Annotated in this window: 9 protein-coding genes; 7 read left to right on the forward strand and 2 right to left on the reverse strand. The window is 61.5% G+C overall.

Annotated features, from left to right (window positions below; genetic code table 11):
- On the reverse strand, positions 1 to 3,939 hold a 3,939-nt coding region (locus G7007_RS19400), incomplete at its 3' end, for a retention module-containing protein (protein WP_181104387.1).
- 926 nt (positions 3,940 to 4,865) lie between these two features.
- On the opposite strand from G7007_RS19400, the gene G7007_RS19405 reads away from it, so the two are divergent.
- From G7007_RS19405 to G7007_RS19430, 6 genes are all read left to right on the forward strand, one after another.
- Positions 4,866 to 7,022 (forward strand): type I secretion system permease/ATPase, encoded by a 2,157-nt coding sequence (locus G7007_RS19405; RefSeq protein ID WP_181104388.1) that lies wholly within the window; start codon positions 4,866 to 4,868, stop codon positions 7,020 to 7,022.
- A complete protein-coding gene (locus G7007_RS19410; RefSeq protein ID WP_181104389.1) occupies positions 7,012 to 8,388 on the forward strand; it encodes an HlyD family type I secretion periplasmic adaptor subunit in 1,377 nt (458 codons plus the stop codon). The genes G7007_RS19405 and G7007_RS19410 overlap by 11 nt, the downstream gene beginning before the upstream one ends.
- A 244-nt stretch (positions 8,389 to 8,632) precedes the next feature.
- Positions 8,633 to 9,532, forward strand: a complete 900-nt coding sequence (locus G7007_RS19415) for a TauD/TfdA dioxygenase family protein (RefSeq protein ID WP_181104390.1) — start codon at positions 8,633 to 8,635, stop codon at positions 9,530 to 9,532.
- Positions 9,533 to 9,549: 17 nt separating this feature from the next.
- Positions 9,550 to 10,569: an ABC transporter substrate-binding protein gene (locus tag G7007_RS19420; protein ID WP_181104391.1), complete on the forward strand. Its 1,020-nt coding sequence runs from the start codon at positions 9,550 to 9,552 to the stop codon at positions 10,567 to 10,569.
- Between the two features lie 5 nt (positions 10,570 to 10,574).
- Complete coding sequence (locus tag G7007_RS19425; protein WP_181104392.1) at positions 10,575 to 11,438, forward strand: ABC transporter ATP-binding protein; 864 nt, start codon at positions 10,575 to 10,577, stop codon at positions 11,436 to 11,438.
- A gap of 12 nt (positions 11,439 to 11,450) precedes the next feature.
- Complete coding sequence (locus G7007_RS19430) at positions 11,451 to 12,314, forward strand: ABC transporter permease (RefSeq protein WP_181104393.1); 864 nt, start codon at positions 11,451 to 11,453, stop codon at positions 12,312 to 12,314.
- 58 nt (positions 12,315 to 12,372) lie between these two features.
- Here G7007_RS19430 and G7007_RS19435 read toward each other — a convergent pair whose 3' ends face one another.
- Positions 12,373 to 12,927: a WYL domain-containing protein gene (locus tag G7007_RS19435; RefSeq protein WP_181104395.1), complete on the reverse strand. Its 555-nt coding sequence runs from the start codon at positions 12,925 to 12,927 to the stop codon at positions 12,373 to 12,375.
- Positions 12,928 to 13,134: 207 nt separating this feature from the next.
- Between G7007_RS19435 and G7007_RS19440 the strand changes: the two genes are divergently transcribed.
- Positions 13,135 to 13,938: a tetratricopeptide repeat protein gene (locus G7007_RS19440; RefSeq protein ID WP_181104397.1), complete on the forward strand. Its 804-nt coding sequence runs from the start codon at positions 13,135 to 13,137 to the stop codon at positions 13,936 to 13,938.
- Positions 13,939 to 13,958: the final 20 nt, after the last annotated feature.

The following is a 13,958-nucleotide window of genomic DNA, read 5'->3' on the forward strand; positions in this document are numbered from 1 at the left end:
GCCGGTGACAGGCGCAGTTACGCTGGCGGTGTAGGTAATGACACCGCCTTCGATGACCGACGGGGTGGCAGTCAGGGTCACCGTCGAAGTATCGATGGTATCGGTAACGGCAGTGACTGCTGGCGTACCGCTGACGGCCAGGTTCTCGAAGTTGCCACCGGTGGCACCGGTGATGGTCGTGCTAATCGAACCTGCGTCGATGTACGGATCATCGCCAGGCGCAGCCACGTTCACCGAACCGGAAATCTGGCCTGCGGCGATGGTGATGACCGAGCCATTGCTCAAGGTCACGGTAACCGGCGTCTGCGCAGCGTTGGTCAACGTCGCGGTGTAGACGATCTGGCCGCCTTCGGCCACGGTCGGCGTCGCAGTCAGCGCTACGGTCGTCGTGGTGCTGGTACCCGGACCATCGATCACGGTGGTGTTCGGCGTACCAGCAGTAACCAGGTTCTCGTAGTTGCCGCCACTAGTACCCGTGATGCTGTTGGTCACAGGCGGATTGGTGGCGTACACGTTGTCTGGGGCGGTGAAATTCACCGAGCCCGAACTGGCGCCGACCGGGATGGTGATGGTCTGGCCGTTGGCCAAGGTCACGACTAAGGCCGAGCCAGTGACAGGCGCAGTGACGCTAGCGGTGTAGGTAATGACGCCGCCTTCGGTAACCGATGGAGTCGCCGTCAGCGTGACGGTGCTGGTATCGATGGTATCGGTGACCGATGTCACCGCTGGCGTGCCATTGATTGCCAGATTTTCGAAGTTGCCACCGGTAGCACTGGTGATGGTCGCATTGACCGAACCGGCATCGATGTATGGATCGTCGCCAGGCGCCGCGACAGTGATGCTGCCAGCGGTCTGGCCAGCCGCGATGGTGATCACCGAGCCATTGCTCAAGGTGACGGTCACTGGCGTTTGCGCGGCGTTGGTCAGGGTCGCGGTGTAGACGATCTGACCGCCCTCGGCCACGGTCGGCGTCGCAGTCAACGCTACGGTCGTGGTGGCGCTGGTACCTGGACCGTCGGTCACGGTGGTGCTTGGCGTGCCGGCAGTGACCAGATTTTCATAGTTGCCGCCGCTAACCCCAGTGATGCTGTTGGTTACAGGCGGGTTGGTAGCGTAGATAGTGTCCGGTGCAGTCGCATCGACGGTACCGGAGGACTGGCCGACTGGAATGGTGATGGTCTGGCCGTTGGCCAGGGTCACGACCAAGGCCGAGCCAGTGACAGGTGCAGTCACGCTGGCGGTGTAGGTGATCACACCACCTTCGGTAACCGACGGGGTCGCTGTCAGGGTTACAGTGCTGGTATCGATGGTATCGGTAACCGATGTCACCGCAGGCGTGCCATTGATTGCCAGGTTTTCGAAGTTACCGCCGGTTGCGTTGGCGATAGTGGCGTTGACCGAGCCTGCATCGATATAGGGGTCGTCGCCAGGAGCAGCAACGTTCACCGAGCCGGAAGTCTGGCCAGCGGCAATGGTAATGACCGAGCCATTGCTCAAGGTCACGCTAACTGGCGTCTGAGCCGCGTTGGTCAGGGTCGCGGTGTAAACGATCTGGCCGCCTTCGGCCACGGTTGGCGTGGCCGTCAGCGCAACGGTTGTGGTGGTGCTGGTACCCGGGCTGTCAGTGACGGTAGTGCTTGGCGTACCGGCGCTGACCAGGTTTTCGTAGTTGCCACCGCTGGTGGCCGTAATGCTGTTGGTCACAGGCGGGTTGGTAGCGTACACGTTGTCCGGCGCAGTGAAGTTCACCGAGCCTGCGCTGGCACCGACCGGAATCGTGATGGTCTGGCCGTTGGCCAGGGTTACGACCAGTGGCGCCTCGGTAACCGGAGCAGTAACGCTAGCGGTATAGGTGATCACGCCGCCTTCGGTAACCGATGGGGTCGCGGTCAGCGTGACTGTCGAAGTATCGATAGTGTCAGTGACAGCAGTCACTGCTGGCGTGCCATTGACCGCCAGGTTTTCGAAGTTGCCGCCAGTAGCGCTGGCGATAGTCGTGCTGACAGAGCCTGCATCGATGTACGGATCGTCGCCAGGTGCTGCCACCGTGATGCTGCCTGCAGTCTGACCAGCCGCGATGGTGATCACCGAGCCGTTGCTCAAGGTCACGCTAACTGGCGTCTGAGCCGCATTGGTCAGGGTCGCGGTGTAAACGATCTGACCACCTTCGGCCACGTTTGGCGTGGCAGTCAGCGCTACGGTCGTCGTGGTGCTGGTGCCTGGGCCATCGGTGACGGTGGTGCTTGGTGCACCGGCAGTCACCAGGTTTTCGTAGTTGCCACCGCTAACGCCAGTGATGCTGTTGGTCACAGGCGGATTGGTAGCGTAGATGTTGTCCGGCGCGGTCGCATCGACGGTGCCGGAGGACTGGCCGACCGGAATGGTGATGGTCTGGCCATTGGCCAGGGTCACGACCAAGGCCGAGCCAGTGACCGGCGCAGTCACGCTGGCCGTGTAGGTAATCACGCCACCTTCGGTCACAGAAGGCGTCGCCGTCAGCGTAACGGTGCTGGTATCGATAGTGTCAGTGACAGCAGTCACTGCTGGCGTGCCATCGACGGCCAAGTTCTCAAAGCTGCCACCGGTCGTAGCAGTGATCGTCGCATTGACTGAACCGGCATCGATGTACGGGTCATCGCCAGGCGCTGCCACCGTGATACTGCCTGCGGTCTGGCCAGCCGCAATGGTAATGACCGAGCCATTGCTCAAGGTCACGCTCATGGGCGTCTGGGCCGCATTGGTCAGCGTCGCGGTATAGACGATCTGACCGCCTTCGGCCACGGTTGGCGTAGCCGTCAACGTCAGAGTGGTCGTATCGACCGCATCGTTGATCACCGTCTGCGCCGCAGTCGGGTTGATGGCCAGATCTTCGAAGTTGCCACCGGAAGCCGCGGTGATCGTACTGCTCACCGTCGTGTTGCCTGCATAGGCGTCATTGCCTGTCGGGACATCGACGCTGGCACTGCTGGCGCCGGCAGCGATGGTCAACGTCTGTCCATTGGACAGCGTGACGGACACCGGCGTCTGCGCAGGATTGTTGAGCGAGACGGTATAGGTGATCGCGCCCCCTTCCGTCACGCTTGGCGTAGCGGTCAGAGTAAGGGTCGTGGTGTCGATGGTATCGACTACCTGCGTCACGGCCGGGGTCTGATCGGCCGTCACGGTCAGGTCGCCACCGTTGGTCCCGGTAATCGTGGCCGAGATATCGCGTGGATCGATGTAGACCGTGTCATTGGCGGCTACATCGACATTCACGGTACCTGCGGTCTGCCCGGCAGCGATCACGATCGCTGCGCCGTTGGACAACGTGACGGTCAGGTCGGATGTCGGCGCTTGGCCGACGGTCGCGGTATAGACGATGACGCCGCCTGCCTCGCTGATCGACGGCGTGGCGCTCAGGACCACGGTGGTCGAGCCACCCGCGCCGGTATCCGTTGCGGTCGCTGCATTCGTCGTACCAGCGGCGCCTACAGGCGGGGTTGGCTGGCCGAACTCGTTGCCGATCGGATCAGTCGGGAAACCCACCGTCGGATCCACGACGCCTGCGGTTTCCTGGTTGATCACGAACGTGTGCCCACCACCTGCCTCGCCGCCACCTGCAGCCGTCGGACCTGCGGCAGGCGCCTCGAGGTCGACCGTCGGGTCAGCGCCTGCGGCAATGGCCTGTTGCAGCTCTTCGACCGAAGGCGCTGCCTGCGCCGTGGCTTCGGACAGGTCCGTACTGCTGTCTGGCGTGTCGGCACTCCACTGAGAGTCCCGGCCCAGGTCCAGCATGCGCCCGTCGGCCAGCTCGAGCGTAATGGCTCCGCCAGGCCCGGTCAGGACCTGCTCGCCCGCGAACAAGCGATCCCCTTCCACGAGCACGCGCCGGATGCCTTCGGGGGAAACTGCGACCACTTGACCGACAACGCTTTTGACGATGGCAACGACACTGCTCATTGAGGACTCTCCGGGTACCGATTCGGTGACTTCCATGCACACCGATCGTACGAGACGGTTGTTCGATGGAATGCTTCGTGAGGTGGACAATGTTTTGGCGTCAAACTATTGTCTATAGCGCAAAACTATCGCCACTTCAGCCAAACTATTGACCTAATTTGCCAATCCTAAACAATCAGCAAAATAATGTCACATTGATATTTTCGTGCGGGGGCAAGCCCCTGATGTATGGCAAAAAAAGGATGTTTCAAAGCAGTTTTTTCACGCGCTGAACGATTATTTCACGAGCCTTGTCAACGTAAACGCTCATGATTTTCAACACCTATTCAAAAAGAAGCCGATTGCTTGACGCAGAGCGGCCCCAAGCACAAACCTTGCCTGCTTGAGGCCCGCCGGTTCTGTGACAAGCAGCATCTGATGAAAGGTCAATACGGGCAGATCGTTTACACAAAAAACGCACTGTTCAGGACGAACCCGTAGAAGAAATTTAGTCAGGGCCGCGTGGACTTGCTAATTTGTACACAGACGAATGAACACGCAGACTGAAAAGACAAGCCGGTAGTATTTTGACGAGTTCACAAAACGACGTATAAGTTCAAAAAAATTTCAGAAAACTGCCAATTTGTTGACCGTATTACAATGGAGAAGCGCTGCCCTACGGATGTGGGTCTCCGAGCACCCGTGGCACGCTTTGAAAGCCCTGAGGTTTCAAACAGAAAATCTGCGAAACCTTCAGGGCGCGCTGTCGTCTGGTATAGCGAATGTGCTTGGAAATGTTTACTCCATCTACGTTCGGGGCGACCATGGCGCTTAGCTACCATCCAGACGATGGAGGTGGTAGCGCAGAGCACCCTCCATTGGCGACGTCACCTGGCCCTGGCCAGAGCCTCGCCCCCATTTCTAGCAAGGTTTTAAGAGAGCGCCGCGTGGAATCCGAAGTCAGTCGAGTCCAGCTCAGCCACGATCCCCGCAGTCAGCATGACGATCCCTTGCTGGATAGCCTGCTGAACCTGTGTGTCCTGCATCAGAAACCCGCCAGCCGCGCCATGCTGACGACGGGCCTGCCGCTGCCCTCGCAGCGCATGACGCCCGAGCTGCTGCCGCGCGCGGCCGCCCGTGCAGGCTTGCAGGGCCGGCTGCTTCAGCGAAAGCTCGAGCAGATCCCCGATATCGCCATGCCGGTCATGCTGCTGATGAAGGAGGGCCGTTGTGCCGTGCTGCTGGGTTGGCAGGACGCAAGCACCGCGCGTCTGCTGCTCAGTGAAAGCGACGGCGGTGAAGTGCACGTCAGCCGCGAGAAGCTGCAGGCCGACTACAGCGGCAAGGTGTTCTTCGCCCAGCCCCAGCACAAGTTCGACGTCAATCACGGCAACCTGATCCCACGTACACGTTCCTGGTTCCGCGACACCCTCCTGCGCAGCAAGTGGCTGTACATGGACGCCATCGCCGCCAGTCTGGTGATCAACATCATCGCGTTGGCCGCGCCTCTGTTCGTGATGAACGTCTACGACCGCGTCGTACCGAACCAGGCCACCTCGACGCTCTGGGTGCTGGCGTTCGGCATCTTCGGGGCCTACATCTTCGACCTGATCCTCAAAGGCCTGCGAAGCCTGTGCCTGGACCTGGCCGGCAAGAAGACCGACCTGATCATCTCGGCCACCCTGTTCGAGCGCATCGTCGGCATGTCGATGAAGTATCGGCCCGCCAGGGTCGGCAGCTTTGCGCAGAACATCCACGAGTTCCAGGGGCTGCGAGACTTCCTGGCTTCGCTGACCCTGACCAGCCTCATCGACCTGCCGTTCACCTTGCTGATCCTGATGGTCATCGCCATCATCGGCGGGCACTTGGTCTGGATACCCATCATCGCCTTCCCGCTGGCGTTGGGCATTGGCTATGCGCTGCAAAAACCGTTGTTGGCGACCATGGAACGCACCATGGCACTGGCCTCCGAGCGCCAGTCGAGCCTGATCGAAACGCTCGCCGGCCTGGATGCGGTCAAGGTCAACAACGCCGAGAGCGAACGCCAGTACATGTGGGAGCAGACCTTGGGCACGCTCAGCCGCCTGGAACTGAGGGTCAAGATTCTCTCGGGCCTGGCGATGAACATCACCCTGCTCATCCAGCAGCTGGCAGGCGTGGCGATGATCTGCCTCGGCGTGTACATGATCATCGACGGCAACCTGACCATGGGCGGCCTGGTGGCTAGCTACATGCTCAGCGGTCGCGCGCTGGGCCCCCTGAGCCAGCTCAACGGGCTGCTTGCACGCTATCAGCAGGCCAAGGTCACCATGAGTTCCACCGACCAGATGATGAGCCTGCCCCAGGAGCGCAACTTCGAGGAGCGGCCGCTCAGCCGCCAGGTCCTGCAAGGCGCCATCGAGTTTCGGGGGGTGGACTTCACCTACCCCAACCAACAGAACATGGCGCTCAAGGGTATCAACCTGAACATCCGGCCAGGCGAAAAGGTAGGGATCATCGGGCGCAGCGGCTCGGGCAAGAGCTCGCTGGCCAAGCTGATCGTCGGTCTCTACGAAGCCAATGGAGGCTCCCTGCTGGTCGACGGTGTCGACATCCGGCAGATCGATGTCAGCGAACTGCGCCATAACCTGGGGTATGTGCCTCAGGACATTCAACTGCTGGCCGGCACCTTGCGTGACAACCTGGTCAGCGGCGCCCGCTACATCGAAGACGAGCTGATCCTGCAGGCCGCGGAGCTGTCGGGCGTCCATGAGTTCGCGCGGTTGCACCCCGATGGTTACGAGCTGCAGGTCGGCGAGCGTGGGCAGAACCTGTCCGGTGGTCAGCGTCAGAACGTGGCCCTTGCCCGTGCCCTGCTGCTCAACCCACAGATCCTGCTGCTCGATGAACCGACCAGCGCCATGGACAACACCGGTGAAGAGCGTCTCAAGCAGCGCCTGCAGGCCGTCATCGAAAACAAGACCGTCCTGTTGGTCACCCACCGGGCTTCACTGCTGTCGCTGGTGGACCGGCTGATCGTCATCGACCGTGGACAGATCGTCGCGGACGGCCCGAAAGCCGCCGTCATGGAAGCGCTGAAGAAGGGGCAGATCAGTGTCGCGTAAGCTCGACGTGGGGCAAATCAAGGACAATCTGCGGCGCTATTTCAAAGGCTCGGATTCGCTCAGTGGGCAGCCGCTGCCCGAGGTCAGCAAGTCGCTGATCGAGGACGCACCGCGGGTGGTGCGGATGACCATCTGGGGCATCATTGCCTTCTTCCTGTTTCTGGTCGTCTGGGCCTGCTTCGCGCCCATCGACGAGGTGACCCGCGGTGAAGGCAAGGCCGTGCCCTCTTCGAAGGTGCAGAAGATCCAGAACCTCGAGGGCGGTATCGTCGCCGAGATCTATGCCAAGGAAGGGGAAGTGGTCGAGATCGGGCAGCCCCTTCTGCGCCTGGATGAAACGCGCTTCGCCTCCAACGTGGGCGAGACCGAAGCCGACCGCCTGGCCATGGCCCTGCGCGTGCAACGCCTGAGCGCCGAAGTCGAAGACGTCCCCCTGAAGATCGACGAGGAGCTGCGCAAGGCTGCATCGAGCCAGGCGGCCAGCGAGGAGTCGTTGTACAACAGCCGCCGCCAGCAGTTGCGCGACGAGATTGGCGGGCTCGAAGAACAGCTAGTGCAGCGCCAGCAGGAGCTGCGCGAATACACCTCCAAGCGCGCCCAGTACGCCAACAGCCTGCAGCTGCTGCGACAAGAGATCGCCATGTCCGAGCCGCTGGTGGCCAAGGGTGCGATTTCCCAGGTGGAAATCCTGCGGCTGCGCCGTGCCGAGGTGGAAACCCGTGGCGAGATGGACGCGACCGCCCTGGCCATCCCCCGTGCCGAAGCAGCGGTGCGCGAGGTCAAGAGCAAGATCGAGGAAACGCGCGGCAAGTTCCGCAGCGAGGCACTGACCCAGCTCAACGAGGCACGCACCGAACTGAACAAGGCGACGGCCACCAGCAAGGCGCTGGACGATCGGGTCAGCCGTACGCTGGTCACCTCGCCGGTGCGGGGCATCGTCAAGCAGTTGCTGGTCAACACCATCGGTGGCGTGATTCAGCCGGGCAGCGACATCATCGAGATCGTGCCGCTGGACGACACCTTGGTGATCGAGGCGAAGATCCTGCCCAAGGACATCGCCTTCCTGCACCCTGGCCAGGAAGCGACCGTGAAGTTCACGGCTTACGACTTCACCATCTACGGTGGTCTGAAGGCCAAGCTGGAACAGATCAGCGCGGACACCATCACCGATGAAGACAAGAAGACCACGTACTACCTGGTCAGGCTGCGGACCGACCGTAGCCATCTGGGAACCGACGAGAAACCATTGTTGATCATCCCGGGCATGGTGGCATCGGTGGACATCCTGACGGGCAAGAAGACCATCATGAGCTACCTGCTCAAACCCATCATCAAGGCGCGTGCCGAAGCGCTGAGGGAGCGTTGATTGACTTTTAAAAGGCGCAGGTTGCAAGAGGCTAGCTGCAAGTACGCTGCATGAGCTTGCAGCCAGCCTTTCTATGCATATTCCCTAAAGATATTTAAAAAATACTGTTTATACCCTTATAGTCACTCCCACTGCGTACCTGTCGACCAATCGGCGCGCCGCACGACTCGAACCCACACGGGATAACCCCGTGCGTTTCTGATCGTCGCGCGCCCGTTGGACGCGCATTGCGTGGGAGTGAACCATGTCAGCCGCTTCGAACGCCTTGTCGTCCAACGACGGCGTAAAACCGCAGCCCTTCGAAATCCACCCATTCTCAGGCACCGTAGGTGCCGAAATCCTCGGCCTCGATCTGGCCAAGCCGATCAACGCCGACGACTTCTCCCGCATTCATCGGGCGCACCTGGACCACCATGTAGTGGTCTTTCGTGACCAGCTCATTACGCCGCAACAGCACATCGATTTCAGTCGGCGCTTTGGCGAACTGCAAATCCATGTGCTCAAGCAGTTCCTGCTCACCGACCATCCGGAAATCCTGATCGTCTCCAATATCGTTGAAAACGGCCAGAACCTTGGTCTGGGCGACGCAGGTAAATTCTGGCATTCGGACCTCTCCTACAAAGCGCTGCCCAGCCTGGGATCGATGCTGCATGCCCAAGAGCTGCCAAGCGAAGGCGGGGATACGCTTTTCGCGGACATGCACAAGGCATGGGATGCCGTCCCCGCTGCTCTGCGTACAGTGATCGAAGGTCGCAAGGCAGCGCACTCCTACACCGCACGCTATGCCGAGACAAAGTTCGAAGGCAACTGGCGCCCGACCTTGAGCGCCGAACAGCTTGCCCAGGTCCAGGAAGTGATTCACCCCGTGGTACGGACCCACCCGGAAACCGGTCGTAAAGCGTTGTTCGTCAGTGAAGGGTTCACAACGCGCATCCTGGGCCTGCCCGACGATGAAAGCCGCGATGTCCTGCGCCAGCTCCATACCTTGAGCGTATTGGAAGACAACCTCTACCGACACCACTGGCAGCCCCACGATCTGGTGTTCTGGGACAACCGCTCATTGATCCACCTGGCCGCCGGCTGCCCTGCGCACCTGCGACGCAAACTGTTCCGCACCACCATCCAGGGCGATGCCCCGTTCTGATCTTTCGGAGTGACACCATGCGCACATCCTTCACCCGCTTGACGGCGAGCATCAGCCTGGGCGCCAGCCTGGTTGCCGGTAGCCTGGTCGCACCAACCCTCGCCCATGCCGAAGGCAAGATTCGCATCGCCGAGCAGTTTGGCATCGTCTACCTGCTGCTCAACGTAGTACGGGACCAGCACTTGATCGAGAAACATGGCAAAGAGCAGGGCCTCGACATCGAAGTCGATTGGGCGCAGCTCTCTGGTGGCTCGGCGATCAACGATGCGCTGCTGTCTGGCTCGGTCGACATCGCCGGTGCCGGCGTTGGCCCGCTGCTGACCGTCTGGGACCGTACCAAGGGGCGCCAGAACGTCAAGGCCGTGGCCTCGCTGGGCAACTTCCCGTACTACCTGGTCAGCAGCAACCCGAACGTCAAGACCATCGCCGACATCTCCGAAAAGGACCGCATTGCCGTACCTGCCGTGGGCGTGTCGGTGCAGTCGCGCTTCCTGCAGTACGCCGCCGCCAAACAGTGGGGCGACAAGGAATACGCTCGATTGGACAAGTACACGCTTGCCGTGCCCCACCCCGACGCGACTGCCGCGTTGCTGGCAGGCGGTACCGAACTGAACGGACACTTCTCCAACCCCCCGTTCCAGGACCAAGTGCTGGCCAACAAGAATGTGCACGTGGTGCTCGACAGCTATGACTTGCTGGGTCCCAACTCGCCGACGTTATTGTTCGCCACCGAGACATTCCGCAAGGACAACCCCAAGACCTACAAGGCCTTCGTCGACGCATTGGCCGAGGCAGCAGATTTCGCGCAGCACGACAAAGCGGCCGCAGCCGATACCTACATTCGCGTGACCAAGGCCAAGATCGACCGTGATGCGCTGATTCGCCTGATCGACAACCCACACTACGAATTCACCATTACCCCGAAGAACACCTACCCCTTGGCCGAGTTTCTCTATCGGGTAGGCGCGATCAAGAACAAGCCGACGTCGTGGAAGGACTACTTCTTCCAGGATGAACGCCCGCTGCAAGGGAGCTGACCGCCATGAACGCCCCATTGCCAGGCCACACGACCAGCAACCTGAGCCGTACCGATAGCGCCCCCTTGCTGCACGTGGATAACCTCAGTCTCGAATACCGAACCGCGCAGCGCGTGGTGCGGGCCACCCATCAGGTCAGCTTCGAGGTCGATCGGGCCGATCGCTTCGTCCTGCTGGGCCCTTCGGGGTGTGGCAAGTCCACCTTGCTCAAGGCCGTGGCTGGCTTCATCGACCCCAGCGAGGGACAGATCCTCCTCGAGGGCGCGCCCGTCAAAGGGCCAGGACCAGACCGGATCGTGGTGTTCCAGGAATTCGACCAGCTTCCGCCATGGATGACGGTCAAGCAGAACGTGATGTTCCCGCTGCGGGTATCCGGCTCGCTCAACCGCGCCGACGCAGAAGAACGCGCGATGCATTACCTGAACAAGGTAGGCCTGGAGGCCTTCGCCGACGCATACCCCCACACCTTGTCTGGAGGCATGAAAGCGCGGGTGTCGATAGCAAGAGCCTTGGCCATGCAACCGAAAATCCTGCTCATGGACGAGCCGTTCGCTGCGCTGGATGCACTGACCCGGCGCAAGATGCAGGAAGAGTTGCTGCTGCTGTGGGAAGAAGTGCGCTTTACCTTGTTGTTCGTCACCCACTCCATCGAGGAAGCCCTGGTCATCGGCAATCGTATCCTGCTGCTGTCACCACACCCGGGGCGTGTGCGCGCCGAGGTGCACAGCCACCAGTACGACCTGGCTAGCCTAGGCGGCGTCGGTTTCCAGGCCAGCGCCCAACGCATTCATCGCTTGCTGTTCGACGAAGCGCCGGTGCAGACGCCGAACGCTCAGCTCGATTTCAGCGACATTCGCATCGCCTACTGACGGAGCCTTCCCATGACCACCCCACCTGTCAGGCAGGAATACGAAATTCATCTCGAACCGCTGGTCAGCGTACCGCTGGAACGCAACCTTCCGCTTGGCCAGCGCCTCTGGCAGCACGGGTGGCTGCGCAAGGCCGTGATCCTGTTGTTGCTCGCCATCGCCTGGGAGGCGCTTGCCCGCTACCAGGACAACGATCTGCTGTTGCCCAGCTTCCTGCAAACCAGCGCAGCGCTGTGGGAGGGCCTGAGCAGCGGTGAACTACCCGCCAAGGTCGGCCTCTCGCTGATCATCCTGCTCAAGAGCTACGTGCTGGGCATCGTGCTGGCATTCGGGCTGACCAGCCTGGCGGTGTCCACCCAATTCGGTCGCGACCTGCTCGGTACGCTGACCTCGATGTTCAACCCGTTGCCCGCCATCGCGCTGCTGCCACTGGCACTGCTGTGGTTCGGGCTGGGTGACAACAGTTTGATCTTCGTGCTGGTGCATTCGGTGCTGTGGGCATTGGCGTTGAATACCTACGCGGGGTTTTTGGGTGTCTCGGACACCTTGCGCATGGCAGGCCGCAACTATGGTTTACGTGGCTTGCGCCTGGTGCTGTACATCCTCGTCCCCGCCGCCTTGCCATCGATTCTGTCAGGACTGAAGATCGGTTGGGCCTTCGCCTGGCGCACGTTGATTGCCGCCGAGCTGGTGTTCGGTGCCAGCAGTGGCAAGGGTGGGCTGGGTTGGTACATCTTTCAGAACCGCAATGAGCTGTATACCGACAAGGTCTTCGCCGGCTTGGCAGTAGTCATCCTCATCGGTCTATTGGTCGAGGGCCTGGTGTTCAACACCCTCGAGCGTCTTACCGTACGGCGCTGGGGCATGCAGCGCTAGCGCAGCGGCAAGCGACACAGCTCTACGGCTCGTCACTGGCCCGCTGGCCAGCCTACGGTCAGGGGTAGCGCGCGGCTGCACTGCGCAGGATCCGTGCGATCTCCTCGCGCAGGGCCGGTGGCTGTTCGACCACCAGCTCGTCCCCCTGCCCCAGCAGCCAGCCGCGCAGCGATAACCCATCGCTGACCGTCGCCTGGAGCCTGTGCCCCTCGCCCAAGGCGGTCAACCGCATGTCGAGGGCCAGCGGTGTATCGCGCAGCTGCCGCGCCAGCGCATCGCTGATCCACGCTTGCAAGCGCATGCCATCGTTCGGCACAGGCTGAAGTGCATCGCTGCGCAGGTAATCCTGTAGATCGAACTGACCCCGCAGCTCGGCACCTGTATTGATCGCCCAATACCAGCCAAACGGGATGCTCTTGTCGTTGCGCTCGAGCGGGAACAGCAACGACAGCTCATTGAGATCTCGCTCGACGGTACGCTTGCTGACGTCAAAGCCAGCATCGCTCAGACGCCAGACCAACTCTGCGCTGGTCACCCCCGGCGAGCGGTTGGGCAACTGACGCAACAGCGCCCACTGTCGACTGAGGGTGGCACGAGTGGTAGCAGAGGGCAAAAGGTAACGTCCTTGTAAGAGCTTGCGCCGACTAGCATGGCGACAGCGATAGCGCCTGGCAATTAGCCACAGCCTGCTCAGATCACGATATGGCCGTTTGGTTACGCCCTGCCCGTTCGAACGCGACGGGTTTTGTCGCCGAGCTGCGCAGAATCACCGCTCACGCCGTGGCGGTAGGACACCGCAGGCCGTTCAACGAGGATGAACATGTCGGCTGTCAGCACCCTTCACCCGCTGCTGGAGCACCTGCTCCCCAGGCGTATCGTGCCGCTCGCACGGGAACGCGAGCGTCGCGGCGTCGCCAGTCTCGGTCTGCCCAGCCATCGGACCGCACTGGGCCGCAGCTTCACGCTGATCGCGCACCTGGACGAGACCGTGAACCTGCAGGCGGTCTATGACGGACTGCGCGCGCAGGCCGTGGCCGGAAGCGTCACCGTGTTGACCGACCTGGGATGGCTTTGGCTCAACGGCACCTACTGGCAGGGCGACCCGTTGCTGGCGCGTCGTCTGTTGCGCATGGCCGCCCTGCAAGGGGACGCCACAGCCTGGTTCAACCTGGCTGAGCAAAGCTACGTTGGACAAGGCGTGAAGGTCTCGTACGCAGACGCTGCACGGTACTACGAGCACGCCTTCGAAGCCGGGATGGACTGCGCCGCAGCGGCGCTTGGCGATTTGTTCGAGGAAGGATGGCCCTCGATGCCCTCTCGACGAAGCGCGTCCTCCACCGCCTACCGCTGGTATCTGCGAGGCGCCCAGCGAGGCGAGGCCCGCTGTCGCTTCGAAGTCGGCCGATGCCTGTTGCAAGGCACGCAGGTCGAACCCGATGTGAAGGCAGGCTTGTACTGGTTGGAACTGGCCGCAGCAGCTGGCGTCGTACAGGCAGCGGAAGCCCTGACGGTGTATTTCGCCCAGGGCGACGAGGCACCTTATCGACACTGGCGCGACCATGCCATCCTGCTGGGCAGCCACCTGGCCCTCAGCCTGAAACTCAAGGATCAGGTCCGCCGCTGAGCCTCGCTCGACCACCTGTC

The organism is Pseudomonas entomophila, from assembly GCF_013523125.1.
Lineage (GTDB): Bacteria > Pseudomonadota > Gammaproteobacteria > Pseudomonadales > Pseudomonadaceae > Aquipseudomonas > Aquipseudomonas entomophila_B.